Below are 25,248 nucleotides of genomic sequence, written 5' to 3' on the forward strand. Positions count from 1 at the left end.
GGTGCTGGATGTTGGCCCATTTCGAATGTCCTGCCATGTTGATTCCAACGCAAAAATAATGCGCGATTTTAGCACCGACGCCCCCCGCCTCCGCCTTGGCATCGACCTCGGCGGCAGCAAAATCGAGCTGATCGCGCTGGAGGCCGGTGGCCGCGAAGTCCTGCGTCGCCGCATCCCCACCCCGCAAGGCGACTACCCCGGCACCGTTGCCGCCATCGCCGGGCTGGTTGTCGCGGCCGAAGCCGAACTGAAGCAGGCCGGCAGCGTCGGTGTCGCTTCCCCCGGCGCCATCTCGCCCGCCAGCGGCCTGATGAAAAACTGCAACTCCACCTGCCTCAATGGCCAACCGCTCAAAGCCGATCTCCAATCAGCCTTGCAGCGCGAAATCCGGCTCGCCAACGACGCCAACTGCCTGGCGCTGTCCGAAGCCGTCGACGGTGCGGCGGCCGGCGCGGAAACCGTGTTCGGCGTGATCCTCGGCACCGGCGTCGGCGGCGGCGTGGTCGTGCGCGGCCACGCCTTGAACGGCGCCAATGCCATCGCCGGCGAATGGGGCCACTCGCCGCTGCCCTACTTCCAGTTCGCCCATACCCAGGCCGACCGCACAGCCACCGGCAGCCACCCCGCCACCGGCGAAGCGCTGATCCACCCCTGGCCCAGCCCGCGCGAACTGGAAACCGCGCCCGCCTGCTACTGCGGCAAAAAGGGCTGCATCGAAACCTGGCTGTCCGGCCCCGGCTTCGCCGCCGACCATGTGCGCTACGGTGGCGAAGACCTGCCCGCCCACGAAATCGCCCAGCTCGCGGCGGCCGGTTACGGCCCCTGCAGCGCCACGCTGGCGCGCTACGAAGAACGCCTGGCGCGCGCGCTGGCCGGCGCCATCAATCTGCTCGATCCCGACGTCATCGTGCTCGGCGGCGGCATGTCGAACATCGCGCGGCTGTACGACACGGTACCGAAACTGTGGCGACGTTATGTGTTTTCCGACCGCGTCGATACCCGGCTGGTACCGCCGGCATTCGGCGATTCGAGCGGCGTGCGCGGTGCAGCACGACTGTGGAACGACAGCTAAGATGAAAAGATTAAAAACATGAGGAGTCCACCATGGTTTTCGCCAATCGCAATCAAGCCGCCGACCGGCTCGCCGACGCCCTCGCCGTCTACAAGGGACAGCATCCGCTGATCCTCGCCATCCCGCGCGGCGCGGTGCCGATGGGCCAGCGGCTGGCGCGGGCGCTGGGCGGCGAGCTCGACGTGGTGCTGGTGCGCAAGCTGCGCGCGCCGTTCAATCCGGAATTCGCCATCGGCTCGATCGACGAATCGGGCTGGACCTACATCGCCGACTACGCAGAATCAGCCGGCGGCACCCCCGCCTATCTGGAACAGGAAAAGCAGGCGCAGCGGGCGACCATCCGTCAACGCCGCGCGCAATACACCCCCTTGCGGCCGCCAATCGATCCGGCCGGGCGCACCGTGATCGTGGTGGATGACGGGCTGGCCACTGGAGCGACGATGATTTCGGCGCTGCACGCGCTGCGCGCGCAAAAGCCGGCGCGGCTGGTCTGTGCGGTGCCGGTGGCGCCGCCCGATACGCTGGACAAAATCCGGCCATATGCCGACGAGGTGGTGTGTCTGGAAGCGCCGGAGTTTTTCCGCGCGGTGGGACAGTTCTATGCGGACTTTCCGCAGATCGAGGACGCGGAAGTCGAGGCCATCCTCAGGCAGGCCTGAGAGCCGACACGCCTATCAGCAAGTCTGATTTGTATTCGTATATTCGAATCCTATTATTATATTTATACAACGTGTTCGTCTTGATAGACGCTGGATTTGGTCTAGGTTGATAGACCCCAACCCATCAAGGTAAAGGGGGATGCGCTGCGTGGATGCCTGTAACCGGCAGATTGGGTTCTGCGAGGTGGCTTGGCACTTTAAATCATGAATTGAAAGGAGAACGATATGGCACTCGTCAAATGGGAACCCCTGCGCGAAATCGAAGACATGTTTGATCGCTACACATCGAAGCTGGGCTGGCCGGCCCTCAACCGCGAAGCGTTCTCCACCACGGAATGGGCGCCCAGGGTCGACATCACCGAGACCGACAAGGCATTCATCATCAAGGCCGAACTACCCGAAGTCCGCAAGGAAGACATCAAGGTCAACGTCGAAAACGGCGAGTTGTGTCTCTCCGGCGAGCGCAAGCAGGAGAAGGAGGAAAAGGGCAAGAAATTCCACCGTATCGAACGCCACTACGGTAGCTTCATGCGCAGCTTCACCCTGCCCGCCAACGTCGACGCGTCCAATGTCAAAGCCGAATTCAAGGACGGCATGCTCAACCTCACCCTGCCCAAGACCGCCAAGACCAAGGCCAGCGAAGTGAAGGTTCAGTAACGCGCCCGGCAAGCAGCGCGGCTGCGTTGTTCCTTCCGTGACGGCTTGCCGGCCCCCTCACCACGAAGCGGAAACCGGCATCCGGCAACCGCATCGACACAGCCCCATGAAACAGGAATCCGAATGACCACGCTCACCGCCCCCCAGTTCGACCAGCTCGTGATGCAACTGAAGAAGGATTACCAGGCCTTGCTGATCGAAGTGCGCCAGGAACTGGCCAACTCCGGCAACCAGCATCGCATCGAACTGCTCAACCGCGAGCCCGGCGACAGCGGCGATGAATCCTTGGCCAGCTCGCTGGCGGATTTCAATCTGGCTGTGGTGGACCGTCACGTGCATGAACTGCGGGATATCGAAGCCGCTTTCCGCCGGATCAAGGACGCCACCTACGGCGTGTGCGTCGACTGCGGCGACAGCGTCAGCTTCGCTCGCCTGCAGGCCTACCCCACCGCCAAGCGCTGCCTCGCATGCCAGGAAAAATACGAGCGGGAATACGCACAGGGCGGCCACTCCAGCATGTAAGACAGCTCATCCAGCAGGCTCATCCAGCACCTGCGCAGTCACGCGTGCGGGATCGGCGCAAAATGCCCGGCAAACCAGAGCGCGGCCTGTTGCGCCACCTGTTCCAGCGTGCCGGGCTCCTCGAACAAATGGGTCGCGCCGGGCACGATACCCAGTCCCTTCTCACAAGCCAGTTGGTCATAGGCCTGCTGGTTGAGTTCGATCACGCCGTCGTCCCAGCCGCCCACCAGCAGCAAGGTCGGCGCGCTCACGTTTGCCAGCGCGGTGCGGCTGGCCAGATCGGGGCGGCCGCCACGCGACACCACGGCCGCAGCGTCCGCCCCCAGCAGCGCTGCCGCTTCGATCGCCGCGGCAGCGCCGGTGCTGGCGCCGAAAAATCCCAGCGGCAGGCCGCGCGCAATGGGCTGACCGTGTGCCCAGCGCGCCGCCGCCAACAGGCGTTGCGTCAGCAGGCCAATGTTGAAGCGCTGGGCGACATCGCGATCTTCTTCCGGCGTCAGCAGATCCATCAGCAACGTGCCCACGCCCGCTTCGCGCAACACGCCGGCGACATAGTTGTTGCGCGGCGAATGGCGCGACGAACCGCTGCCATGGGCAAACAGCACCAGCCCGAGCGCATGCTCGGGAATGTCCAGCATGCCTTCGACCGTAACGCCGTCGACGGGAATATGTACCAGCGTGGAAGTGTTCATGGGCGGGACTCCGGATGCAGGGCAATCGGGATACGGCGGTTGCCGAAGGCTGGGTGGCTTGCATCGAAATGCCCGGCGATGGCGTGGCCGCAATGCGGGCAGCGGCCCTCCGGGGTCACGCTGTTGCGTTCGATGCGATACCAGTCGCGCACGATCAACGGATCATGGCAGCCCGGGCAGAAGGTGGTGCCGCCCGTGGTGTCGTGCACGTTGCCGGTATAGACGTAATGCAGCCCGGCCTTGAGCGCGATGTCGCGCGCGCGGCTCAGCGTGGACGCCGGCGTCGGCGGGACGTCACGCATTTTCCAGTCGGGATGGAAGGCGGAGAAATGCAGCGGCACCTCGGGACCGAGTTCGCGCATGATCCACTGGCTCATCGCTGCGATCTCGGCATCGGAATCGTTGTGGCCAGGAATCAGCAGCGTGGTGATCTCGGTCCAGACGTTGGTCTCGCGCTTCAGGTACACCAGCGTGTCGAGCACCGGCTGCAATTGCGCGCCGGTCAGCTTGAAATAGAAATCCTCGGTGAAGGCTTTCAGATCGACGTTGGCCGCGTCCATCTTGGCGTAGAACGCGCGGCGCGGCGCTTCGTGAATGTAGCCGGCGGTGACCGCCACCGTCTTGAGGCCGCGCGCATGGCAGGCGTCGGCCACGTCCATCGCGTATTCGGCGAAGATCACCGGGTCGTTGTAGGTGAAAGCCACGCTCTTGCTGCCGGCGCGTTCCGCCGCGGCGGCAATTTCGTCCGGCGACGCCTGGTCCATCAGCGTGTCGGTCTCGCGCGACTTGGAAATATCCCAATTCTGGCAGAACTTGCAGGCGAGGTTGCAGCCGGCGGTGCCAAATGAAAACACCGACGAACCCGGATAGAAATGATTGAGCGGCTTTTTCTCGATGGGATCGACGCAGAAGCCGGACGAACGGCCGTAGGTGGTGAGCACCATCTGCCCGCCTTCCATCTTGCGCACGAAACACAGTCCGCGCTGGCCCTCGTGCAACTTGCAGTCGCGCGGGCAGAGGTCGCACTGGATGCGGCCGTTGGGCAGCGCGTGCCACCAGCGCGCAGGGTAATGCGATTCGCTCACGCTCATGCGACGGACTCCTTCCATTTGCTGACCGTATAGCGCGACAGGCGCACGTCTGTGTCCCAGAAATTCATCGACAGCCCCGCCTTGCGTTTGAGCTGCGCCAGAAATTCGACCGGGTCGGGCAGCTGTTCCCACACCTGCGGCAAGAAGGTGCTGCGGTAGTGGCCGAATTCGAACACCACGCCATCGACATGCGGCCGCAGGCTGGTCAGCGCTTCCCGCTCGCTGGCAGCGCCCAACGGCTCGGCTGGCGACAACAGCGATACCTCGACGCGGATGGCGTCGAACTCCGCCAGACTCAGCGGCGCAAAACGCGGATCGCGGAAGGCCGCGGCCACGGCGTTCTCGCGCACGTCCTCTCCCAGCGGCCGGTGCGCCTCCAGCGTGCCGATGCAGCCACGCAACTCGCCGTGCCGGGTAAGCGTGACGAAGCTGGCGCCGGGCGCCTGCAGCCAGGCATGCCGCGCGTCGAACGCAGCGGACTGGCCCAACGCCGCGGACTGGCCCAGCGCAACGGACTGACCGAGCGCCGCCGCGATTCCGGACCGCGCGAGCTTGAGCAAAACCGGGCCTTTCTCATCATCCGCCTCCGGCTGCACGGCCGCTGCCGCATCCTGAAAAGCAAACGCGGCATAGCCCACTACCCGCTCCGGATCGCCGGCGGTGTCACTGGAATTACACACGTCCAGCACCACCGGCTGCAGGCCATGCCGGCGCGCGGCCAGCAGCAGGCCGTTGACTGGCGTCGCGCCGCAGGCCTGCTCGTGGTCGAGGTGCGGGTTCAAGGCCAGGATGGCCTCCACCGTCGCGCCGTCGACCCTGCGCGCCACCGCGTCGGGCAGGAAATGCGACAGGTCGGAACTGATCACGATCAAGGTCTCGTCGCCGCCCCACACCGTTTCCAGCACCTCGGCGACTTCTTCGGGCGTGGCATCGCCCACCGCCAGCGGCAGCAGCTGGAAATCGTCCAATGCCTGCTGCAGAAAAGGCAGCTGCACTTCCAGCGAATGTTCCATCTGGTGCGCCGCTGCGCTGACGCTCACCTGCGGCAGCGCGGACAGGCGCTGCATGCCTGCCCGGTCCAGCGGGATAGCGCCGAGCGGGGTGGCGAAACGCTCGGCATCGGGCAAGGCCAGCCCGCGCACATAGACACGATGGGTGGGGCCGAGCAGCACCACCCGGCGGATGCGGGCGCGCTGCTCGCCCAGCCGCACGTAGGCGCTGGCGGCGACCGCGCCGGAATAGATGTATCCGGCGTGCGGCACGATCAGCGCCTTGGGCGCACGCGCGCCCTCGCCGCCCCTGGCGCCGGCCAGCAGATCGGCGACGGTGCGCTTGAGCGTGCCCGGGTTATCCGGATAGAACATGCCCGCAACGGCGGCGGGACGGGTGATGGACATAGTGCACTCCTGCATTCGATATACCTCACTAGATGTGGGGAAATGAACCGGATTTCAAGATGCCGCGGGCAAAAGCCCGCTCATTCAGTGCAGCTTGATGCGCGCGCGCGTCGGCGTGCTGATGAAGTGGGCGTAGGTCGTCATCGAGGTCTTGATCCAGCCGTGCAGGGCGATCTGGTGCATTTTGTGCAGCGACCAGTAGACCAGCCGCGCCATCGCACCTTCAATCATGATGCTGCCGCCCGACAGGCCGCCCATCAGGTTGCCGACGGTGGAAAAGCGCCCCAGCGCGACCAGCGAACCGTAGTCGCGATAGACGTAATCCAGCAGCGGCTTGCCGCGGAAGCGACGGCAGATCGATTTCGCCATGTGGGAAGCCTGCTGGTGCGCAGCCTGGGCGCGTGGCGGCACGTTTTTGCCGTCCGGCATCGGGCAGGCGGCGCAGTCGCCCAGCGCAAAAATATTGTCGTCGCGCGTAGTTTGCAGCGTGGGCTTGACCACCAGCTGGTTCACGCGATTGGTTTCCAGACCGTCGATCTCGCGCAGGAAGTCCGGCGCCTTGATGCCGGCCGACCACACCATCATGCTGGCGGGAATGAACTTGCCGTCGGCGGTCAGCATGCCGTCCTTGCGCACTTCGACCACCCGTTCGTTGGTGTGCATTTCAACCCCCAGTTCGGCCAGCCGCTCGGCTGCCGCAGCCGACAGCCGTGGCGGCAGGCCAGGCAGGATGCGGTCGGAGGCTTCGACGATTAGCAGCTTCAGGCTTTTGTCAGGATCGATATGGTCCATGCCGTAAGCCGACAGCTCGCGTGTAGTGTCGTGCAGCTCAGCCGCAAGCTCGACGCCGGTGGCACCGGCACCGACGATGCCGACGGTGAGTTGGCCAGGCGCGACAGCTTCGGCCTGGGTATTGGCGCGCAAGCAGGCGTTGATGTGGCGGCGGTGAAACTCGCGCGCCTCGCCCGGGGTATCGAGCATGATGCAGTGCTCGGAGACGCCGGGCACGCCGAAGTCGTTGGCCACCGAGCCGACGGCGATGATCAGCGTGTCGTAGCGAAAGCGGCGACGCGGAATGATCTCCTCGCCATTTTCGTCAAACGTCGGCGCCACCGCGATTTCCTGATTGGCGCGGTCCAGCTGCTCCATCCGCCCGAGGCGAAAGCGGAAATGGTGCCAGTGGCCCTGCGCCAGATATTCCAGCCGTTCGGCGTAGGAATCGAGGCTGCCGGCCGCCACTTCGTACAGCAGCGGCTTCCACAAATGCGAAGGCGAAGCGTCGATCAGAGTGATGTTCGCGCGCTTCTTTTTGCCCAGCTTGTCGCCCAGGCGGGTGGCCAGTTCCAGCCCGCCCGCACCGCCGCCGACGATGACGATTTCATGTGTTTGCGCTTGCGTTGTCACGGCCCGGCCCTTGTTTGTCACGATGGCGGGATGATACCTGCAACATAAGTAAATGCTTCTACAGTTTGTGCCGCACCGGATGCGGACGAACTCGCTAGAATCGATGCATTACGCATTCAGGAATTGCCATGACCGAACCCCTGCTCGTCGCCCGCAACGCCACCGCCGACCTCTGCCTGCTGCCCCAAATGGCCAACCGCCACGGCCTCATCACCGGCGCCACCGGCACCGGCAAGACCGTCACCCTGCAAAGCCTGGCCGAGCAGTTCTCGGCCATCGGCGTGCCGTGTTTCATGTCGGACGTGAAAGGCGATCTGTCGGGCGTCTCGCAGCCCGGCGGTGGCAATGCCAAGGTGACCGAACGGGTGGCCGCGCTCAAGCTCGAAGGCTTCCAGCACCAGGGCTACCCGGTCACCCTGTGGGATCCCTTCGGCAAGAGCGGCCATCCGGTGCGCGCCACCATTTCCGACATGGGGCCACTGTTACTGGGGCGCATGCTCGATCTCAACGACACCCAGAACGGCGTGCTCAACCTGGTGTTCAAGGTGGCCGACGACAACGGCCTGCTGCTGCTCGACCTGAAAGACCTGCGCGCGATGCTGGCCTACGTCGGCGAGAACGCCAAGCAGTTCACCACCGATTACGGCAACGTCTCGTCGGCATCCATCGGCGCTATTCAAAGAGGCCTGCTGGCGCTGGAATCGCAAGGCGGCGAACAGATATTCGGCGAGCCGATGCTCAACATCGACGACCTGATCCAGACCGACAAAGGGCGCGGCGTCATCAACATCCTGTCGGCCGACACCCTGATGCAGGCGCCCAAGATGTACGCCACCCTGCTGCTGTGGCTGCTGTCCGAACTGTATGAAAACCTGCCCGAGGCCGGCGACCTCGACAAGCCCAAGCTGGTGTTCTTCTTCGACGAAGCGCACCTGCTGTTCGACGACGCACCCGACGCCCTGGTCGACAAGATCGAACAGGTGGTGCGGCTGATCCGCTCCAAAGGCGTCGGCGTCTATTTCGTCACCCAGAACCCGGCCGACGTGCCCGACAAGATTCTGTCGCAGCTCGGCAACCGCGTGCAGCACGCCCTGCGCGCGTTTTCCGCACGCGACCAGAAAGCCGTCAAGGCCGCCGCAGAAACCATGCGCGACAACGCCGATCTGGATGAAGCAGCCGTCATCACCGAACTCGGCGTCGGCGAAGCGCTGGTGTCCTTCCTCGACGAAAAAGGCCGCCCCGGCGTGGTCGAGCGCGCCTTCATCGTGCCGCCGCAAGGCCAGCTCGGCCCCATCACCGAAGCCCAGCGCCGGCAGTTGATGCAGTCTTCGCTGGTGGCGGGCGTGTACGACAAGACGGTGGATCGCGAGTCGGCTTATGAATCGTTGAAAGCGCGCACCGAGCAAGCGGCACAGACTGCTGCCACGCAGGCTCAGGTGGAACAACAAGCCAAGGCTGCCGCGCAACCCGCAGCAAGCGGCGGACTTGGGGGCGTGCTGGGCGATATTCTGGGAGGAAGCGGACGCCGCGAAGGGGCTGCGGAAGCGTTGGCCAAATCGGCTGCGCGCGCCATTGGCAGCCAGGTTGGGCGTTCCATTATTCGGGGCGTATTGGGGAGTTTGTTTGGGGGGAAGCGGTAAACGCACAGACCTCCCCCTTTGGAAAAGGGGGATTGAGGGGGATTTGAAGTCGTTGCTTGACTACCGACCGTTGGCCGGGGGTAGCCCGGCAGCTAGTCACTTTCTTTTGTCTCGCCAAAATAAAGTAACCCAAGAAAAGGTGACCCCACTCACCCGCCCTACGCGGGCTCCTAATCTGATTTTCAATGTGAAATTCATGAACGAATTTCTTCAGTATCCGGTAGCCTTAGAACTTCACGACTTCCATTTCAACCTTACCTGCCCTAACTAGCTGTAACCGGAAAGTCCCAGTCCAATACCTAAGCGTATTAACCAACGCCGAAAAACACTGCTGGTCTAACATGATGTCTGCACTCACAAAAGCGCGTGCCTCGGAACGCAGCTTCCAGCCGTCCTCCGTATATCTATATCTCGCGGCATTCACTCTAACCAACTTCCAGTGGCCATCGATATGCTGTGATTCATAGATGGGAACTGTATCCAGAGCGTATTCAGTTCCATTGCACATAGTAGGCAGGCGTATGTCATGCATATGCGAGCCTGAATTGGGATCCCGTATGCGCCAATAATCTTTCTTGCCAATCTCATACCCAGTGTAAAAAGCTGCTAGCCAGTAAATACCAGTCGCTAACAAGGCTATCGCCACCACCGTTGCAAGTACCTTTACTTTCCGAATCACAGATTCTTTCTCCTCGTTTTTATTCGCCAATGGCACTAGCGTCGTTTCAATGGGGATCGGCATGCGTAGGGCGGATGAGCGTAGCGCTAATCCGCCGGATGGGCGTCGTCGTAACACAGGGATGCAAGCTATCCAGTTACCACCGTCCTGGTTTTGACCTTATTCCCCTCTCAGCCCCGCCGGAAATTGAGCCTGTCGGGTGGATCAGCGGCAAAGGTGTTTGAGCTCCGCTCACAAAAAACCAAATTTAAAACAGCAAAAGCGGGGCGAGTTCTTTGACGCCCACCCGGCAGGCTCGATTTCCGGGGTTTCGGGGATGAGCGGGGTCGCCTTTTCTTTGGTTACTTTCTTTTGGCGAGACAAAAGAAAGTGACTAGCTGCCGGGCTACCCCCGGCCAACGGTCGGTAGTCAAGCAACGACTTCAAATCCCCCTCAATCCCCCTTTTCCAAAGAGGGAAGTCACCCACTTGTAGTTAGTCGGCAAACAACCTGGCCAATTCCGCTCCCGGATCAGCCGCCCGCATGAACGCCTCCCCCACCAGAAACGCATTGACCTGATGCCTCCGCATCCGCACCACATCAGCCGGCGCCAGAATCCCCGACTCAGTAATCACAATCCGCTCATTCCCGATCTTCGGCAACAAACCCAAGGTCGTCTCCAGGCTCACCTCAAACGTCCGCAGGTTGCGGTTGTTGACTCCCTGCAGCGGCGTCTTCAACTGCAAAGCCGAATCCAGCTCTGAAGCGTTGTGCGACTCCACCAGCACCGCCATCCCCAACTCGAACGCCAGCGCCTCCAACGCCTGCATCGCCGGCAACTCCAGCGCGGCGACGATCAACAGGATGCAGTCCGCGCCCATCGCACGCGCTTCGTAGACCTGATACGGATCGATGATGAAATCCTTGCGCAGCACCGGCAACGCGCACGCGGCGCGCGCCTGCATCAGATACTCGGCGCTGCCCTGAAAGTAGTCGCGGTCGGTCAGCACCGACAGACACGCGGCACCGCCCGCTGCATAACTGGTGGCAATCTCGGCGGGCTTGAAGTCGGGCCGGATGACGCCCTTGGACGGGCTGGCTTTCTTGATTTCGGCAATGACGGCCGGCTGGCCGGCTGCCAGTTTGGCGCGCAGGGCGCCGACAAAATCGCGCGGCGGCGGGGCGGCCTTGGCGCGCGCCTGCATGTCGGCCAGCGGCACGGCGGCCAGACCGGCAGCGATTTCTGCGCGTTTGGTGGCGAGGATTTTTTCGAGGATATCGCTCATGCTTGATGGCTCGTGACTGACGGCTTACGCCTGGCTGAAGCGGCGGTAATGTTCGAGGACATCGCGGGCGGTGCAGCAGGCGATGGCCTGCCGCGCCTGCGCGACGCCGTCCATCAGGCTGACGGCGCGGCCGGACACATAAATCGCCGCGCCGGCGTTGAGGGCGACGATGGCTGCGGCGCCGGCGTGGCGGTTTTCCAGCGCGGCCAGCAGCATCTCGACCGCTTCATCCTTGCCGTTCACCACCAGTTCGCTCGCCGCCACTTGCGGCAGGCCGAACAGGCCGGGCTCGAGTTCGTATTCGGAGACGTGGCCGTCTTTCAGTTCGGCCACGAACGTGGGCGAGGCCAGGCTGATTTCATCCAGTCCCTCTTCGGCGTGGACGACCAGCACATGGCGGCTGCCCAGACTCTGCAGCACGCGCGCCAGGGTGCCGGTGAGTTCGCGGCTGAACACGCCCATCACCTGGTTCGGCGCGCCGGCCGGGTTGGTGAGCGGTCCCAGCAAATTGAACAGGGTGCGTACGCCGAGTTCTCTCCGCACCGGCGCGGCGTGTTTCATCGCGCTGTGGTGGTTGGGCGCGAACATGAAGCCGACGCCCAGCGTCTTCACCGCCTCGGCGACCTTGTCGGGACTCAGGTTGACGTTGACGCCCAGCGCTTCCAGCACGTCGGCGCTGCCCGAGGTGGACGACACCGAGCGCCCGCCGTGCTTGGCGACGCGCGCGCCGCACGCCGCTGCGACAAAGGCGGAGGCGGTGGAAATATTGAAGGTGTGCGCGCCGTCGCCGCCGGTGCCGCAGGTGTCGACCAGATGTTCGACGCCCGCGAGCGGCACCTTGGTCGACAACTCGCGCATCACCTCGGCGGCGGCGGCGATCTCGTTCACCGACTCGCCTTTCATGCGCAGCGCGACCAGAAAGCTGGCAATTTGTACGGGCGTCCATTCGCCGCCCATCACGGCTCGCATCGCCGCCAGCATCGCGTCGTGCGGCAAATCGTGGCGTTCGATGATCAGCGTCAGCAGGTCCTTGTGCTGCATCACACCCGCTCCTTGAGGAAGTTGGCGAGCATGGCGTGGCCGTGCTCGGTGAGGATGGATTCGGGGTGGAACTGCACGCCTTCGACGGCCAGCGTCTTGTGGCGCACTCCCATGATTTCGCCGTCGTCGGTCCACGCGGTGATTTCCAGGCAGTCCGGCAGGCTTGCGCGCTCGATCACCAGCGAGTGGTAGCGGGTGGCGCGGAAAGGATTGGGCAGGCCGTGAAACACGCCGGCGTCGGTGTGATAAATCATCGAGGTTTTGCCGTGCATCAGCTCTTTGGCGCGCACGATTTTTCCACCGAAGGCCTGGCCGATGCTCTGATGGCCGAGACACACGCCGAGTATCGGCACCTTGCCGGAAAACTCCTTGATCAGGGGCACCGACACGCCGGCCTCGTTGGGCGTGCAGGGGCCGGGCGACACCACGATGTGATCGGGCTTCAGCGCGGCCACGCCGGCGAGATCGATCTCGTCGTTGCGGATCACCTTGACCTCTTCGCCCAGCTCGCCGAAATACTGCACGAGGTTGTAGGTGAAGCTGTCGTAATTATCAATCATGAGAAGCATGGTGATTCCTTCGCGCGCCGGGCAGCCCGACCCCTGCTGAAAACGGGCCATTATAGCCGTCCGCCGACAGGCCCGGCAGGCAAAAAAATAGCGCCCGCAGGCGCTATAGAGGAGAGATCGGGATCGGCCTGATGATTCTCGGACTATTTGAGTTTCTTGATACCGAGCAGGCCCAGCACGTATTTTTCGTACAGGGGTTCGGTGGTGCCGGTCTTCATCTTGCGCATGAAATATTTCTCGAACGCGACCTTGGCCAGGTGCACCCATTTGCCTTCCTTGAACCAGTTGACGTTGCGCGGCGGGATTTGCGGGATCGCAACGAAGGCCGCGCCGGTGTCGCCAAAGTCGGCCAGACAGATCGCGTTCCAGGTGGCTTTTTCAGTCGGCTCCTTGCCGTCGAGCAGCGCGCGGATGTTGTGCACGGTGGCGGTGACCATGGACTCGATCATGTAGCCGGTCTTGGGCGTGCCGGTGGGCACCGGGGTGACCTCCACCGGCGGAATGGCGACGCACACGCCGACCGAGAAAATGTTCCGGAACTTGGGATTGCGCTGGTGGGCGTCGATGGTGATGAAGCCGCGCGGGTTGGTCAGCCCCTCGATGCCGAACACGGCGTCGATGCCCTTGAAAGCAGGCAGCATCATCGAATAGGCGAACGGCAGTTCGTGTTCCTTGATGATTTCGCCCTTGTCGTTGTGCTCGGCGACGAACATCTTGCCGGCCTCGACCTTGGTCACCTTGGCGTTGCAGATCCACTTGATGTGGCGCTCGCGCAGGGCGGACTCGAGCAGGCCTTTGGAGTCGCCCACGCCGCCCAGACCGAGATGCCCGATGTAGGGCTCGGCCGTGACGAAGGTCATCGGCACGCGGTCGCGGATTTTGCGCTTGCGCAAATCGGTATCCATGATGAACGCGAACTCGTAGGCCGGGCCGTAACACGATGCACCCTGCACCGCGCCCACCACGATCGGCCCCGGCTCTTCCACGAAGCTATCCCACACCTTCGCGGCCGCGGCCGCATGCTCGACCTGGCATACCGACTGCGTATGCCCTTCCGGGCCCAAGCCGGGCACTTCGTCGAACGCCAGTTTGGGGCCAGTTGCAATCACCAGATAGTCGTAGTCGATGACCTGCCCATCAGTCAGCTCGACCTGATTGCGCTCGGGATGCACACGCGCTGCGCCGACGGCGATGAAATCGATGTTCTTCTTGTTCAGATACGGCGCGGCCGGGATGGTGATGTCGTCCGGCTTGCGCCAGTTCACCGCCACCCAGGGGTTGGAGGGCGTGAACTGGAAATACGGCAGGTTGGAAATGACCGTCACCCGATCTTCGGCGCGGGCCTCTTCGCGCATTTCGTAGGCCATGTTCATGCCGCCGACGCCTGCGCCCAGAATTACGATGTGTGCCATTTTTTGATTCCTTATGCCGTGTGAGCCCTAAAGCCAAGCAATAGACATGCCATACGCAACCCGCCTGTTCGTGCGGCCTCGTTGCCGCCGCCCCGAATTGACATGACCAAGCTGTCATGACACATTTGGAAAAAGTCATGACATCGGAGCGCGCCGTGGTTAATTCTCAAAGGGCCAATCCTCAAAAGGTCCATCTTCAAAGCCTGATCGACACCCACGAACAGGCATTCGTCGTCATCGACAGCGAATACCGCATCGTGGCCGCCAACCGGCGCTATTGCGAGGCCTACGGCATCTCGACCGAAGCCATCGCCGGCCAGCACTGCTACAAGGTGTCGCATCACGCCGACCGTCCCTGTCACGAAAACGGCGAACTGTGCCCGCACTTGGCGCTGTTCAAGCAGGGCGAAGCGGTCGAGGTCCTGCACACGCATTTTCACGCCGGCGACCAGCCCGAGCGCACCCGCATCCGCGGCCATCGCCTGCAGGGCACGGACGGCGAGCTGTATCTGGGCGAACAGATGTTCCCGCTGGAGGCCGAGGCCGGCAGCGTATGCGACGCGATGCAGATGATCGGCCGCTCGCCCGCCTTCCTGTCCTGCGTCGACAAACTTGCGCGCGTTGCCGAAAGCGAGGCCTCGATTCTGCTGTTCGGCGAATCCGGCGTCGGCAAGGAGCTGGCCGCGCGCTTCATCCACGCCCGCTCCAGCCACAGGAACGGCTCGTTCATCGTCATCAATTGCGCCGCCGTGCCGGAAAACCTGTTCGAGAGCGAATTGTTCGGCCATGAACGCGGCGCGTTTTCCGGCAGCAGCGGGCAGAAAAAGGGCCTGTTCGAACTGGCCGACAACGGCACGCTGTTCCTCGATGAAGTCGGCGAAATCCCGCTCAACCTGCAAGCCAAGCTGCTGCGGGTGCTGGAGACCGGCGAATTCCGCCGCGTCGGCGGCACCCACACCCTGACGGCCAACGTGCGCCTGGTGTCCGCCACCAACCGCCGGTTGCTGGACGAAGTCGACGCCAAACGCTTCCGGCTGGATTTGTACTACCGGGTCGCGGGCATCGATGTGACCTTGCCGCCCCTGCGCGAACGCGCCGAGGACCTACCCGAACTGGCGGCTTACCTCCTCAAGCGCCTGGCCGGCAATCAGGGCAGTTGCCGCCTCGACGCGAGCGCCATTGCCGCGCTGCAGGCCTACGAGTTTCCGGGCAACGTACGCGAGCTGCGCAACCTGCTGCAAAAAGCGGTGCTGAACTGCCGCGAAGGCGTCATCTCGGCCACCGATCTGCAACTGCCCGCCTCTGCCCCCCCGGCGGCGCAAACCGCTGACGCCGCGCCCCTGCAACCCGAAGCCCCGCAATCGCTGCTCGCAGCAGAACGCGCGCACATCCAGGGTTTGCTGGACGCCCATCAAGGGCATCGCGCGCGCGTCGCCGCCGCGCTCGGCATCACCGAACGCACGCTGTACCGCAAACTCAAGCAATACGGGCTGGGCCGCTGAGCGCAATGCCGCATTCCACCCCTGACAATCCATCAGGCGGCGCTTCAAACCTGCGCGCACGATTGACAGCCCGCTTCATCCCCGGCCAGAATGCGGCCATGGTTCATCCCGTGCATTCCGCCCCCATCGCAATCATCCGCCGCCTGCCGCTGTGCATGTGGCTGCGCGTACGCGTGTCCGGGCCGGAGGTGTGTTGATCCAGCAGTAACGAATCGATTTCCCCAAAAAGGCCGCGGACCCGCAAAGGTTCGCGGCCTTTTTGTTTTTGTCGTCCGTAAAACAAGGAGCCGTTCATGAACATCGAAACCTGCAATTCACTGGAACAGGTACGCCACGCCATTGACCGCATCGACCTGCAGATGCTGGCGCTACTTGCCGAGCGCGGCGGCTACGTGCAACAGGCCGCGCGCTTCAAGCGCACCGCTGCCGACGTGCCCGCCCCGCCACGCGTCGAGGCCGTCGTAGCCGGTATCGTCAACCATGCCCGCGCGATCGGTGCCGACCCGGCGGTGGCCGAAGCCACTTGGCGCGCCATGATCGCCGCCTTCATCCAGAGCGAGTTGGCCGCGCACGCGAACTTGCATCCCCCCACGACCTGATCGCTGGAGATTCTTTTATGTCCGTCCCCGCCGCCTATCTCGGCATCATCCTCATCTGGGCCACCACGCCGCTCGCCATCAAATGGAGCGCCCAGGGCACCGGCTTCGCCTTCGCCGTGGCCGCGCGCATGGTCATCGGCTTCGCCGTCGCTGCCACCGTCCTCGCCGTCTGGCGCATTGGCCTGCCGCTGCACCGCCGCGCCCGCACCAGCTACCTGGCCGGTGGGCTCGGCATGTTCGGCGCCATGACACTCACCTACTGGGGCGCGCAATACATCCACTCCGGCCTCGTCTCCGTGCTGTTCGGCCTGACGCCGCTGATCACCGGGCTGCTGGCGCTGCTGTGGCTGGAAGAGGAAGCGCTCACGCGCGCCAAGATCGCCGGCATGCTGCTCGGCCTTTCCGGACTCGCGGTCATCTTCGGCGACAGCCACGAAATGGGCGGCGCCCACGCCCTGGCCGGCGTGCTCGCCCTGCTCGCTGCGGTGACGCTGTATTCCGCCAGCCTGGTGTGGGTGAAACGCATTGGCGACGACAGCCCGCCGCTCGCCACCACTGCCGGCACCCTCGTCGTCGCGCTGCCGCTGTTCGCCCTGGTGTGGCTGGGCACCGACGGCCACGTGCCGAATGCCGTGCCCCCGCGCGCCGGCGCCGCCATCGTCTACCTCGGCGTATTCGGCTCGGTGGTCGGCTTCGCGCTCTACTACTACGTCATCAAGCACATGGAAACCGGCAAGGTCGCGCTCATCACCCTCGTCACCCCCGTGCTCGCGCTGCTGCTGGGCAGCGCGCTCAACGGCGAACACGTCGGCGTGCGCGTGTGGCTCGGCGCCGCCTGCATCGGCACCGGGCTGGCCGTGCACCAATGGCAAACCCTCGCCGGCGCACTTGCGCCGCGCGCCAAATAGGAGACCACCGATGGACTGGGACGCACAACGCTACCTCGACCGCCACGGCTTCATCATCGAGCGCGGCCAAGGCCTCGTCGACCTGCTCGCCCCGCAGGCCGGCGAACGCATCCTCGACCTTGGCTGCGGCACCGGCGACATCGCCGCGGCCATGGCCGAACGCGGTGCGCAGGTCGTCGGCGTCGATGCCTCGCCCGCCATGATCGAGACAGCACGCAAGCGCTTTCCCGCGCTCGATTTCCGCGTCGCCGACGCCGCCGCGCTGCCGTTCGAAGCGGAATTCGACGCCGTCTACTCGCACGCCGTATTGCACTGGGTCACGCGCGCCGAAGACGCCGCGCGCGGCATCGCCCGCGCACTCAAACCCGGCGGCCGCTTCATCGCCGAATTCGGCGGCCACCGTAACTGCGAAGCACTGGAAACAGCTTTTGCCGACGCGCTCAAACGCATCGCCGGACGCGACTACCGCAGCCCCTGGACCTTCCCCCGCCTGCCCGGTTACACCGCCCTGCTGGAAAGCCATGGCCTCGTCGTGCGCGCCGCGTGGTATTTCGACCTGCCCACGCCCCTGAAAGGCGAGGATGGATTGCGCCAATGGTTCATCCAGTTCCTGCCGCATCATCTGGACGGACTGGGCGAAGCAAACCGCGAAGCCGTGCTGGCAGCCACCGAAACGGCATTGAAACCGGCAATCTGGCGCGACGGCGCGTGGTGGGCGGATTACCGGCGGTTGCGGGTGTGGGCGGAACGCGCCACGTAGCGGACGCGCGCCCGCACCCCGAACCGCACTGCGCGCCTGCCGGACGGGTCGGGATCAACCGGGGATATCCGGCTCCACCAGCGTGGCGAACTGCGCGAGCGACTCCTGCCACCCGAGGTAGCACATCTCCAGCGGAATCGCCTCGGGAATGCCGGTCTGCTCGATCGACAGCGCGGTGCCGCATGACACCGGTTCGAGTTTCACCGTGACTTCGAGCACGCCGGGCAGATTCGGATCGTCGAAGCGGTCGGTGTAGCGGATCAGGCGATCCGCAACCAGCTCCAGATATTCGCCGCCGAACGAATGCGCATGGCCGGTGGAAAAGTTGCGGAAGGACATCCGGAACGACCCATCGACCTTGGCGTCGAAATGATGCACGGTACAAGTGAAGCCATAGGGCGGCAGCCACTTGGCCAGCGCCTCGGCCTCGGTGAATGCCCGGTAAAGCTTGTCGGGAGTGGCGCGGATGACGCGATGCAGACGAACGGTACGGTCAGACATTTCAGGCTCCTGAGCGAAAGTGGAGGCTGCAACAATGCAGCCCTGTCTGTACGACGCACGAGAGTGAGGGATTTCGACATCACACTTCAGACCTTAGACCAAGTGCATGGAACGCGCCGATCGGTCCGGCCCATGCATTCAGCAAAAGCGCTGCCGCATCGAACAGCAACTTGCCCGGCGCAAAAGGCCCGCTAGTCCAAGCCTACAATCGAACGAAGCCTCCGTCTTCAGCTTGGCAATTCTCGATCAGCATCCTGAAACATTCCTCTGCCGGCACCGCGCGGCTGTGTAGCCAACCCTGGAATGCGTTGCACCCCAAACCGGCTAGCGAAGTCCGCTGATCCTCGGTTTCCACGCCCTCGGCGACGACCCACATCCCAAGGCTATGGGCCAGACTTACCAGGCCCCCCACGATAGCTGCATCGTCTGGATCGTGGGCAACGTCCTTGACAAAGGAACGGTCAATCTTGAGTTTGTGGAGCGAAAACATTTTCAGATAGGCTAGCGAGGAATAGCCCGTCCCGAAATCGTCGATGGCAATCGTGACGCCAAGATTTTCCAGTTCACCGAGCACCAACGCTGCGGCCTTAGGATCATCCATCAGTGCGCTCTCCGTCAACTCAAGCTCCAAGAGACTGGGCGCTGCGCCGCTTTCCGACAAAGCTGTTTTGACCACGTCGACCAGACAGCCATAGCGGAATTGATGTGCAGACAGGTTGACCGCCACCTTGGTCGGCATGCATGCATCCTGCCAAGCCCGGATCTGGCAGCAGGCCGTATTAATCACCCAGCTGCCGATAGGGACGATCAGACCACTCGCCTCGGCAACCGGAATGAAACGCGCTGGACTCACATCGCCCAGTTCATCATGGGTCCAGCGCAGCAGGGCTTCGACGCCAGAAATCCTGCTGGTGGACATCTCTATCTGGGCTTGGTAATGCAGCTGCAGCTGTCCATTTTCCAAGGCGCGGCGCAGATCGGTCTGGAGCAGCAGGTTTTCCCGCATGCGGGTATTCAGGTCCCGCGTGTAATAGCGAATGCCGCCACGTCCTTCCGATTTAGCCCGATACATGGCCACGTCTGCATTGCGTAGCAAGGTGGTGACATCTTCTCCGTCTGCAGGGAACACCGCCACCCCCAGGCTTGCGCTGACGAATACCTCGTTTTCTTCAATCCGGAATGGTTCGGCAAAAAGCCGAACAATCTTGTCGGCCACCTGGCCCACTTCTTCTACCAACTCCAGGTTGGATAGCAGCAGCACAAACTCGTCTCCCCCCAGACGGGCCACCATGTCGTCCGGACGCAGCACGGTGGTCAGACGCCCCGCCACCTCGCCAAGAAACAGATCGCCATAATTGTGGCCCCAGCCGTCGTTGATCGCCTTGAAATTGTCGAGGTCGAGGAGGATCACTGCGACCAAACGATCATAGCGGCGTGCCTGGACCATGGCTTGGGTCAGGCGGTCCTGGAACAGGACGCGGTTGGGCAGGTGGGTCAGAGCATCGTGAGTGGCCTGGTGGCGCAGGTCCGCCTCCATGCGCCGACGCTCGGTGACATCCCGGATGAAGGTCGTGACTTGCAGGCCGGCATCGGATTGGAAGGTGCTGAGGGCAATATCCAGCGGCACCTCGCTGCCGTCCTTGCGCTGCCCGGCCAGATCGGGCTTGTTGGCCATGGGCCGGGCATAGGGCGAATCGGTGAAGGTTGAGCGCTGGTCATCGTGGCGCGCCTTGTACCGCCCCGCCACCAGGATTTCCATCTTCATCCCGAGCAGCTCCGAACGGGCATAGCCGAACATCTGCTCCAGGCGCTCGTTGACCATCTGGATGATGCCCTGCCCATCCACCACCATGATGGCGTCCGGTGCGGTCTCCAGCAGTTCCCGGTGGCGCCGCTCGCTTTCCTCCACCGCGCTCCGGGCCTGCCGCAGGCGCACGATGGGCGCCAGCACACTATCCAGGAAGATCGCCCGGTACAGGAACATATAGGCCAGCACCTTGTAGGCATGGCCAAGCACGTTGGCCAGGTCGGTGACCCGGATATAAATCAGGAAAAACACTTCGCTGGCGAGCATGAGGACCACGGCGAAGAACAGCGCATTCAGGCTGGGGCCGCAGAATTCCCCCCGGCGCCAGTAGAGCAGGCCCAAGGTGAGCAGGTGCAGCGCCACCACACCGTTTTCCATCGCCAACTTGAAGGGGGTCAGACCTGTCCCATCGATAAAAGTGTTCGGCACCCATTCAGGCCGCCATATCCCCACATAGAGCAGCGCCAGGACGAATCCCAGGCTGGCGCCCAGATACCAGCCGCGCATCCGTCGGTCCAGCGGCTGCTGCGGCATCAGCGCGTAGGCCAGCAGCGCCCCCGCTGCGACGTAGCGGGCCGCCTGCCAGAATATGATGGATTTGTGGGGGCTGTTTTCGGTGATGAAATCAGCCATCCCCACGTAGGACATCAAATGGGCAAAATCCAGGATGGCCACGGCCAGAAAGGCGCACGCCAGCATCACCGAGACAGTGGGCCGCTTCTCGTCGTGGACGTGCCAGCCGGTGATGAACACCATGGCGGCCACCACCACGGCAAACACCTCGGCCAGGGTATGGAAGGTAAGAAAGACGGCTGGCGCGATGCCGACAGGGTGCTCCGCCGTCATCTGCCATCCCAGTAACGGAATGGCCAGCGCCAGCAGAGAGAGCCCCGCTACCCATGCATAGCTGCTCGTTCGCGGAGTGCAAACCGTGGTCACTGCGGACATATGCGCCTCATGATTTGTTATTTTGTCCAGCGATGTAGTCGGCGATAATAACCACATTCTTTAATATGGTTAAGAACCGCACACCGGTCGATTCCCCGTGTCGCTCATGCGCCGCCATATCTGGCAATTTCCAGCGGAAGCGCTGCGAGAGGCAGGCTGCGTTCCACGCCACCCAGCTTGACTGCCTCCTTGGGCATGCCGTAGACCACGCAGCTCGCCTCGTCCTGGGCGAGAGTGGGCGCACCGGTGTCCCGCATTTCCTTCATGCCTCGAGCGCCGTCGTCCCCCATGCCGGTCATGATGATTCCCAGCGCATTGCCGCCGGCGCAACGGGCGGTGGAACGGAACAGCACATCCACGGACGGGCGATGCCGGTTTACCGGCGGGCCATCGATCACGTCCACGTGATACTGCGCACCGCTGCGCCTGAGCTGCATATGGCGTCCGCCTGGCGCGATCAGTGCCAGGCCAGGTCGTACCCGGTCGCCGTGCTTCGCCTCGCGCACGTCCATGGCGCAGATGCTGTCGAGACGCGCGGCGAAGGCGGCGGTGAATTTCTCCGGCATGTGCTGGACGATGACGATGCCGGGACAGACACGCGGCAGTGCCGTCAGAACGACCTCCAGGGCCTGGGTGCCGCCGGTGGAAGCGCCGATCGCCACCACCTTGTCGGTCGTTTCGGCCATGGCCATGACCGGGCTGGCCGGAATCGCATCCAGCCCGTGCCGGGGCGGCGGGGCGGGCATCGACACCAGGCGGCGCACCCTGGCCTGGGCGGCCGCCCGCACCGCCGAGACGATTTCATGGCCCGATTCCGTCAGGAACTGTTTCAGTCCGAGGCGCGGCTTGGTGACGATGCACACCGCACCGGCGGACAGGGCCTGCATGGCGGTGGCCGTGCCCTTCTCGGTCAGGGTCGAGCAGATGATCACCGGCGTCGGGCGCTCGGCCATGATCTTCTTCAGGAAAGTAATGCCGTCCATGCGCGGCATCTCCACATCCAGCACCACCACGTCGGGCCAGTCCCGATTCATCTTGTCGAGCGCGAACAGGGGATCCGCGGCAGCCCCCATCACCTGGATATCGGGTGCGGCGGACAGGACGCCCGTGAGCACCTGGCGCACCGTGGCGGAGTCGTCGACGAGCATGACACGTATGGGCTTCATTTTGAAAGTCCGATCGAGGAGTGGGTGCGCCTGTCCTTCCCCGCCTGGACGCTTTCGGCAGCCGGCAGGGGCGTGTGCTTCATCCACACATGCCCGCTCCAGATGTCGAAAATAACCTGACGGTGGCCATGCCCGCCGAGATGCTGGGCCTTGACCTTGAAGCCATGGCGCGCCATCAGTTCGAGGCTGGCGGAAATATTGCGATTCTGAATCTGTCCGGAGCACCCCTTCCCGAAACAACCCGGACGGTCGAACATGTTGCCGCCGCCGAACAGCTTGGCCTCGAATTCGGACGGCTGCCCCTGCTTAGCGCGTATTTCCGTCAGCAGCATCGCCAGCGCCTCGTCGCCATAGCGGCCATCGAGCGGCTTCGCACCGTGCGGCCCGCTGCGGCTCGGCAACATGTAATGGCACATGCCGCCGATCCGGCGCCCGGGATGCCAGAGCGTGACCGCCACGCAGGAACCCAGGATGGTGCGGATGCGCGTCTGCTCATCCCCGAACCACAGTTCTCCGGGCTGCAGGAAAATCTCGATGACGCTCTGCGGTTTTTTCACGGCTTGCGGTAAATCGAGGGGGCAAGGGTTTCCAGCCCTTGCGCCAGTCCGTTCAGGCTTTCCGAATGCCCAACGATGAAAATCCCCCCTGGCCTGAGTTTTGCCAGCAGGCGCGCCACCACCTGACGCTTGGTTTCGGCCTGGAAATAGATCATCACGTTGCGCAGGAAGATCACATCGAACTCGCCCACTTCCGGCAAGGGTTCGTTGAGATTGATCTGGGCCAGCTGCACGCGCCGGCGCAGGGCCGGGTCGATCAGCAACTGGCCGTCCTGGCTGCCCACGCCTTTCAGGCAATGGGCGCGCAGCAACGCCGGCGGAATGCCGCGTGCACGCTCCATCGGATAAAGCCCTCTTCTCGCCTTGTCCAGCACCTGGGTGCTGATGTCGGAACCGAACACGTCCCAGGGTGCGTCGCCCAGCCGGTCCGCCAGCAACATGGCCAGGGTGTAGGGTTCCTCGCCGCTGGAACAGGCCGCACTCCAGATCCGGAACGGCCGCCCGGCCGGATGCCCGGGCAGGACCCGGTCGCGCAGGAAATCGAAATGCTTCGGTTCGCGAAAGAAATAGGTCTCGTTGGTGGTGAGCAGGTCCACCGCCACCTGCATCTCGTCCTGCTGCCGGGAGAGCAGCTGGAAATAATCCTCATAACTGTCCAGGCCATGATGCTTCAGGCGCTTGGCCAAGCGGCCCGCCACCAGTGCTTTCTTGGCCGGGGTCATGCTGATGCCGGCGATCCTGAAGATCATTTGCTGGAAGCTGGAGAATTCGCTGTCCTTGAGGCTGACATTGAGCATGGCAGCCTCACGCAGCCTTTTTCATCTCGGGCCGGGTGGCCCGCAGGCCGGACCCCACTTCGAGTTCCGCGAACCAGTTGATGAAGCGCATCACGTCGGCCCCCTGATAAATCGAGCCGTGCTGCGGACAGAGCATGTCGATGTCCATGACGGCGGCCCGTTCGCACCAGTCCAGCACGGCTTCTTTAGAGCCCATGAAGCGGCGGTGAAACCCCTCCGCATGGCGGATGTGGCGATCGAAATCCGTCACGAACAGTTCATCCTCCTCCGGCGGCGGCAAGGCCGCGCCCACGTCGCCGCTGAACAGGATCCGTGCCTTGGCGTCGTAGAGATGGAAATTGCCGGACGAGTGCAGGTAATGGGCCGGCACCACATCCAGTTCGATTCCCCCCAGCGGAAGCTTGCCGCCTTCGTCGGGCAGGCCGATGAAGGTGGTTCCGTCGCCGCCGTAATGGGGCAGGAAGCTGCCCCAGATGCGGCTGGCATAGCAGCGCAGCGCCGGATTGAACTCCAGCCACAGGCTCAGGCTGCTGATCACGTCAGGGTCCTGGTGCGATGCGAAGATCCATTTCACCCGACGCGGGTCGAAGCCGGCCGCGAGGGCGGAGAACACCACCGGAAAGATCTCCAGGCCGCCGGGGTCGGTGAGCATGGCCTCGTTGCCGTGGGCAATCAGGTATTCATTGGTGTCGATCAGCGCGCTGGCGCGCTCTGGGTCACGGGCGATCACCTGCCATTGATGCGTCCCTTCCGAAAACAGGGTTTCGAGCTTTTTCATGTTCTTGCTTCCTCAAGTTCGGCCCGCACGCCACCCAGCGTTTCCGCAACGGAATGGATGGACTGGGCCAGTTGTTCTGCCACCTGCTTCAGGGCAGGTGCCGATTCGCCGCCATAGGCCGCCTCGATCAGCGCGCTGCGGGACAGGATCAGTCCCTGGTCGCACAGGCGCAGCGCGCGGCTTGCCTTCATGTGCAGGTCGCGCCGGCTTTGTCCCAGCAGCATGTCCAATCGATTCACCTCATCTTCCTGCTTGCCGAAGATTTCGGACAATAGGCCGCCAACGCGATCCTCGCTGTCCTGGACCCGCCGGAAATAGTCCTGGCTGCGCTGCTTGCGCTGGCGCTGGGCGACCTCGTTGACCATGCTGGACACCAGCAGGGTCAGGCCCTGCATGGCTTCCATGAGGCGGGTGGAAATTCCCCGCAACTCCGCCGAGGCCACCCGGAATCCCACCGCGTTGTCGCCGCCACGGCGGGAGGACAGCATGGCGTTCAACGCGGCCAGATTCACTTCGCGTGCAGTGTCCACCACGCCACGGATACCCTCGCCAATGCGAACGATGGCGTGAAGGTCCGCAGCGCGAACGGCCGTTCCCTTATTTTTGTGCACCACAGGACTACTCCTTACCGATATTTCGACGCTTCCCCGGCAAAGCCGGGGAAGCGCATGCCGATGCGTTTTGAATTGCTCCGCTCAGGCCCAGGCCAGCTTGCCCGGGACAGCCATTTCCCGGGGCGCCGTTTTCTGCTCTTCGTGAACCTGCAGGCTGAAGAAGCCCATCAACTGCTGCAGCTGTTCGGCCTGGCCGCTCATCTCCTCGGC

26 protein-coding genes are annotated in these 25,248 nt (G+C 63.5%); 9 read left to right on the forward strand and 17 right to left on the reverse strand.

Going from position 1 to position 25,248, the window contains the following annotated elements; genetic code table 11:
* Nucleotides 1-58 precede the first annotated feature (58 nt).
* The 4 genes from IV098_RS14450 (at nucleotide 59) to IV098_RS14465 (ending at nucleotide 2,910) form a co-directional block, all read left to right on the forward strand.
* On the forward strand, nucleotides 59-1,072 hold the full coding sequence (locus tag IV098_RS14450; protein ID WP_296890295.1) for an ROK family protein: 1,014 nt from the start codon (nucleotides 59-61) through the stop codon (nucleotides 1,070-1,072).
* Between the two features lie 32 nt (nucleotides 1,073-1,104).
* Nucleotides 1,105-1,731 carry a phosphoribosyltransferase gene (locus IV098_RS14455; protein ID WP_296890297.1) on the forward strand — a complete coding sequence of 209 codons (627 nt, stop codon included), beginning with the start codon at nucleotides 1,105-1,107 and terminating at the stop codon, nucleotides 1,729-1,731.
* 225 nt (nucleotides 1,732-1,956) lie between these two features.
* The gene (locus IV098_RS14460; protein WP_296890299.1) at nucleotides 1,957-2,388 is read left to right on the forward strand and encodes an Hsp20/alpha crystallin family protein; all 432 of its coding nucleotides are present in this window, start codon (nucleotides 1,957-1,959) and stop codon (nucleotides 2,386-2,388) included.
* 123 nt (nucleotides 2,389-2,511) lie between these two features.
* Nucleotides 2,512-2,910 carry a TraR/DksA C4-type zinc finger protein gene (locus IV098_RS14465; RefSeq protein ID WP_296890301.1) on the forward strand — a complete coding sequence of 133 codons (399 nt, stop codon included), beginning with the start codon at nucleotides 2,512-2,514 and terminating at the stop codon, nucleotides 2,908-2,910.
* A gap of 38 nt (nucleotides 2,911-2,948) precedes the next feature.
* Here IV098_RS14465 and IV098_RS14470 read toward each other — a convergent pair whose 3' ends face one another.
* The 4 genes from IV098_RS14470 to IV098_RS14485 form a co-directional block, all read right to left on the reverse strand.
* Nucleotides 2,949-3,602, reverse strand: coding sequence for an alpha/beta hydrolase (locus tag IV098_RS14470; RefSeq protein WP_296890303.1), 654 nt, complete (start codon nucleotides 3,600-3,602; stop codon nucleotides 2,949-2,951).
* On the reverse strand, nucleotides 3,599-4,693 hold the full coding sequence (amrS, locus tag IV098_RS14475) for an AmmeMemoRadiSam system radical SAM enzyme (RefSeq protein ID WP_296890305.1): 1,095 nt from the start codon (nucleotides 4,691-4,693) through the stop codon (nucleotides 3,599-3,601). Before amrS ends, IV098_RS14470 begins: the two co-directional genes overlap by 4 nt.
* Nucleotides 4,690-6,090 (reverse strand): AmmeMemoRadiSam system protein B, encoded by a 1,401-nt coding sequence (amrB, locus tag IV098_RS14480; protein WP_296890307.1) that lies wholly within the window; start codon nucleotides 6,088-6,090, stop codon nucleotides 4,690-4,692. Before amrB ends, amrS begins: the two co-directional genes overlap by 4 nt.
* Before the next feature lie 84 nt (nucleotides 6,091-6,174).
* A complete protein-coding gene (locus IV098_RS14485; RefSeq protein ID WP_296890309.1) occupies nucleotides 6,175-7,494 on the reverse strand; it encodes an NAD(P)/FAD-dependent oxidoreductase in 1,320 nt (439 codons plus the stop codon).
* Nucleotides 7,495-7,622: 128 nt separating this feature from the next.
* Here IV098_RS14485 and IV098_RS14490 point away from each other — a divergent pair, with 128 nt between their 5' ends.
* The gene (locus tag IV098_RS14490) at nucleotides 7,623-9,134 is read left to right on the forward strand and encodes a helicase HerA-like domain-containing protein (RefSeq protein WP_296890311.1); all 1,512 of its coding nucleotides are present in this window, start codon (nucleotides 7,623-7,625) and stop codon (nucleotides 9,132-9,134) included.
* A gap of 226 nt (nucleotides 9,135-9,360) precedes the next feature.
* On the opposite strand, the gene IV098_RS14495 is transcribed toward IV098_RS14490, so the two are convergent.
* The 5 genes from IV098_RS14495 to IV098_RS14515 form a co-directional block, all read right to left on the reverse strand.
* Nucleotides 9,361-9,876 carry a hypothetical protein gene (locus IV098_RS14495; RefSeq protein ID WP_296890313.1) on the reverse strand — a complete coding sequence of 172 codons (516 nt, stop codon included), beginning with the start codon at nucleotides 9,874-9,876 and terminating at the stop codon, nucleotides 9,361-9,363.
* A 411-nt stretch (nucleotides 9,877-10,287) separates the two neighbouring features.
* The gene (gene trpC, locus IV098_RS14500; RefSeq protein WP_296890315.1) at nucleotides 10,288-11,079 is read right to left on the reverse strand and encodes an indole-3-glycerol phosphate synthase TrpC; all 792 of its coding nucleotides are present in this window, start codon (nucleotides 11,077-11,079) and stop codon (nucleotides 10,288-10,290) included.
* 24 nt (nucleotides 11,080-11,103) lie between these two features.
* Nucleotides 11,104-12,120, reverse strand: coding sequence for an anthranilate phosphoribosyltransferase (gene trpD, locus IV098_RS14505; protein WP_296890317.1), 1,017 nt, complete (start codon nucleotides 12,118-12,120; stop codon nucleotides 11,104-11,106).
* Complete coding sequence (locus IV098_RS14510; RefSeq protein ID WP_296890320.1) at nucleotides 12,120-12,689, reverse strand: aminodeoxychorismate/anthranilate synthase component II; 570 nt, start codon at nucleotides 12,687-12,689, stop codon at nucleotides 12,120-12,122. The genes trpD and IV098_RS14510 overlap by 1 nt, the downstream gene beginning before the upstream one ends.
* A 143-nt stretch (nucleotides 12,690-12,832) precedes the next feature.
* Nucleotides 12,833-14,101 carry an FAD/NAD(P)-binding oxidoreductase gene (locus IV098_RS14515; protein WP_296890322.1) on the reverse strand — a complete coding sequence of 423 codons (1,269 nt, stop codon included), beginning with the start codon at nucleotides 14,099-14,101 and terminating at the stop codon, nucleotides 12,833-12,835.
* Nucleotides 14,102-14,256: 155 nt separating this feature from the next.
* Here IV098_RS14515 and IV098_RS14520 point away from each other — a divergent pair, with 155 nt between their 5' ends.
* Nucleotides 14,257-15,603 carry a sigma 54-interacting transcriptional regulator gene (locus IV098_RS14520; RefSeq protein WP_296890324.1) on the forward strand — a complete coding sequence of 449 codons (1,347 nt, stop codon included), beginning with the start codon at nucleotides 14,257-14,259 and terminating at the stop codon, nucleotides 15,601-15,603.
* 103 nt (nucleotides 15,604-15,706) lie between these two features.
* On the opposite strand, the gene IV098_RS14525 is transcribed toward IV098_RS14520, so the two are convergent.
* Nucleotides 15,707-15,898 carry a hypothetical protein gene (locus IV098_RS14525; RefSeq protein ID WP_296890325.1) on the reverse strand — a complete coding sequence of 64 codons (192 nt, stop codon included), beginning with the start codon at nucleotides 15,896-15,898 and terminating at the stop codon, nucleotides 15,707-15,709.
* Here IV098_RS14525 and IV098_RS14530 point away from each other — a divergent pair.
* Genes IV098_RS14530 through IV098_RS14540 form a run of 3 tightly spaced genes read left to right on the forward strand, consistent with a single transcriptional unit; the run spans nucleotide 15,897 to nucleotide 17,870 of the window.
* Entirely contained in the window at nucleotides 15,897-16,202 is a 306-nt protein-coding gene (locus IV098_RS14530; RefSeq protein WP_296890327.1) for a chorismate mutase, read from the forward strand. The genes IV098_RS14525 and IV098_RS14530 overlap by 2 nt on opposite strands.
* Nucleotides 16,203-16,219: 17 nt before the next feature.
* Complete coding sequence (locus IV098_RS14535) at nucleotides 16,220-17,110, forward strand: DMT family transporter (RefSeq protein ID WP_296890329.1); 891 nt, start codon at nucleotides 16,220-16,222, stop codon at nucleotides 17,108-17,110.
* Nucleotides 17,111-17,120: 10 nt separating this feature from the next.
* Nucleotides 17,121-17,870: a trans-aconitate 2-methyltransferase gene (locus tag IV098_RS14540; RefSeq protein WP_296890331.1), complete on the forward strand. Its 750-nt coding sequence runs from the start codon at nucleotides 17,121-17,123 to the stop codon at nucleotides 17,868-17,870.
* A 54-nt stretch (nucleotides 17,871-17,924) separates the two neighbouring features.
* Here the strand turns inward: IV098_RS14540 and IV098_RS14545 are convergent, their stop codons facing one another.
* The 7 genes from IV098_RS14545 to IV098_RS14575 all read right to left on the reverse strand — a co-directional run bounded on the left by IV098_RS14545 (nucleotide 17,925) and on the right by IV098_RS14575 (nucleotide 25,038).
* Nucleotides 17,925-18,371: an SRPBCC family protein gene (locus tag IV098_RS14545; protein ID WP_296890333.1), complete on the reverse strand. Its 447-nt coding sequence runs from the start codon at nucleotides 18,369-18,371 to the stop codon at nucleotides 17,925-17,927.
* A gap of 202 nt (nucleotides 18,372-18,573) precedes the next feature.
* Nucleotides 18,574-21,126, reverse strand: coding sequence for an EAL domain-containing protein (locus IV098_RS14550; protein ID WP_296890335.1), 2,553 nt, complete (start codon nucleotides 21,124-21,126; stop codon nucleotides 18,574-18,576).
* 104 nt (nucleotides 21,127-21,230) lie between these two features.
* Nucleotides 21,231-22,292: a chemotaxis response regulator protein-glutamate methylesterase gene (locus IV098_RS14555; RefSeq protein ID WP_296890336.1), complete on the reverse strand. Its 1,062-nt coding sequence runs from the start codon at nucleotides 22,290-22,292 to the stop codon at nucleotides 21,231-21,233.
* Nucleotides 22,289-22,849 carry a chemotaxis protein CheD gene (locus IV098_RS14560; protein ID WP_296890338.1) on the reverse strand — a complete coding sequence of 187 codons (561 nt, stop codon included), beginning with the start codon at nucleotides 22,847-22,849 and terminating at the stop codon, nucleotides 22,289-22,291. Before IV098_RS14560 ends, IV098_RS14555 begins: the two co-directional genes overlap by 4 nt.
* A complete protein-coding gene (locus tag IV098_RS14565; RefSeq protein WP_296890340.1) occupies nucleotides 22,846-23,646 on the reverse strand; it encodes a protein-glutamate O-methyltransferase CheR in 801 nt (266 codons plus the stop codon). Before IV098_RS14565 ends, IV098_RS14560 begins: the two co-directional genes overlap by 4 nt.
* 7 nt (nucleotides 23,647-23,653) lie before the next feature.
* Nucleotides 23,654-24,424: an MBL fold metallo-hydrolase gene (locus IV098_RS14570; protein ID WP_296890342.1), complete on the reverse strand. Its 771-nt coding sequence runs from the start codon at nucleotides 24,422-24,424 to the stop codon at nucleotides 23,654-23,656.
* Complete coding sequence (locus IV098_RS14575) at nucleotides 24,421-25,038, reverse strand: hypothetical protein (protein WP_296890344.1); 618 nt, start codon at nucleotides 25,036-25,038, stop codon at nucleotides 24,421-24,423. The genes IV098_RS14570 and IV098_RS14575 overlap by 4 nt, the downstream gene beginning before the upstream one ends.
* Between the last annotated feature and the right edge of the window lie 210 nt (nucleotides 25,039-25,248).

Origin of the sequence: Thiobacillus sp., assembly GCF_018780105.1 — a bacterium.
Taxonomy (GTDB): domain Bacteria; phylum Pseudomonadota; class Gammaproteobacteria; order Burkholderiales; family Thiobacillaceae; genus Thiobacillus.

Bases quoted from the DNA above. Each gene is read 5' to 3' on its own strand.
- IV098_RS14550 (WP_296890335.1), bottom strand. From the start codon at position 21,126: ATGTCCGCAGTGACCACGGTTTGCACTCCGCGAACGAGCAGCTATGCA.
- IV098_RS14450 (WP_296890295.1), top strand. From the start codon at position 59: ATGCGCGATTTTAGCACCGACGCCCCCCGCCTCCGCCTTGGCATCGAC.
- IV098_RS14455 (WP_296890297.1), top strand. From the start codon at position 1,105: ATGGTTTTCGCCAATCGCAATCAAGCCGCCGACCGGCTCGCCGACGCC.
- IV098_RS14555 (WP_296890336.1), bottom strand. From the start codon at position 22,292: ATGAAGCCCATACGTGTCATGCTCGTCGACGACTCCGCCACGGTGCGC.
- trpD (WP_296890317.1), bottom strand. From the start codon at position 12,120: ATGCAGCACAAGGACCTGCTGACGCTGATCATCGAACGCCACGATTTG.
- IV098_RS14565 (WP_296890340.1), bottom strand. From the start codon at position 23,646: ATGCTCAATGTCAGCCTCAAGGACAGCGAATTCTCCAGCTTCCAGCAA.
- IV098_RS14460 (WP_296890299.1), top strand. From the start codon at position 1,957: ATGGCACTCGTCAAATGGGAACCCCTGCGCGAAATCGAAGACATGTTT.
- IV098_RS14510 (WP_296890320.1), bottom strand. From the start codon at position 12,689: ATGCTTCTCATGATTGATAATTACGACAGCTTCACCTACAACCTCGTG.
- IV098_RS14570 (WP_296890342.1), bottom strand. From the start codon at position 24,424: ATGAAAAAGCTCGAAACCCTGTTTTCGGAAGGGACGCATCAATGGCAG.
- trpC (WP_296890315.1), bottom strand. From the start codon at position 11,079: ATGAGCGATATCCTCGAAAAAATCCTCGCCACCAAACGCGCAGAAATC.
- amrB (WP_296890307.1), bottom strand. From the start codon at position 6,090: ATGTCCATCACCCGTCCCGCCGCCGTTGCGGGCATGTTCTATCCGGAT.
- IV098_RS14525 (WP_296890325.1), bottom strand. From the start codon at position 15,898: ATGAACGGCTCCTTGTTTTACGGACGACAAAAACAAAAAGGCCGCGAA.
- IV098_RS14515 (WP_296890322.1), bottom strand. From the start codon at position 14,101: ATGGCACACATCGTAATTCTGGGCGCAGGCGTCGGCGGCATGAACATG.
- IV098_RS14545 (WP_296890333.1), bottom strand. From the start codon at position 18,371: ATGTCTGACCGTACCGTTCGTCTGCATCGCGTCATCCGCGCCACTCCC.
- IV098_RS14490 (WP_296890311.1), top strand. From the start codon at position 7,623: ATGACCGAACCCCTGCTCGTCGCCCGCAACGCCACCGCCGACCTCTGC.
- IV098_RS14540 (WP_296890331.1), top strand. From the start codon at position 17,121: ATGGACTGGGACGCACAACGCTACCTCGACCGCCACGGCTTCATCATC.
- IV098_RS14470 (WP_296890303.1), bottom strand. From the start codon at position 3,602: ATGAACACTTCCACGCTGGTACATATTCCCGTCGACGGCGTTACGGTC.
- IV098_RS14530 (WP_296890327.1), top strand. From the start codon at position 15,897: ATGAACATCGAAACCTGCAATTCACTGGAACAGGTACGCCACGCCATT.
- amrS (WP_296890305.1), bottom strand. From the start codon at position 4,693: ATGAGCGTGAGCGAATCGCATTACCCTGCGCGCTGGTGGCACGCGCTG.
- IV098_RS14535 (WP_296890329.1), top strand. From the start codon at position 16,220: ATGTCCGTCCCCGCCGCCTATCTCGGCATCATCCTCATCTGGGCCACC.
- IV098_RS14465 (WP_296890301.1), top strand. From the start codon at position 2,512: ATGACCACGCTCACCGCCCCCCAGTTCGACCAGCTCGTGATGCAACTG.
- IV098_RS14495 (WP_296890313.1), bottom strand. From the start codon at position 9,876: ATGCCGATCCCCATTGAAACGACGCTAGTGCCATTGGCGAATAAAAAC.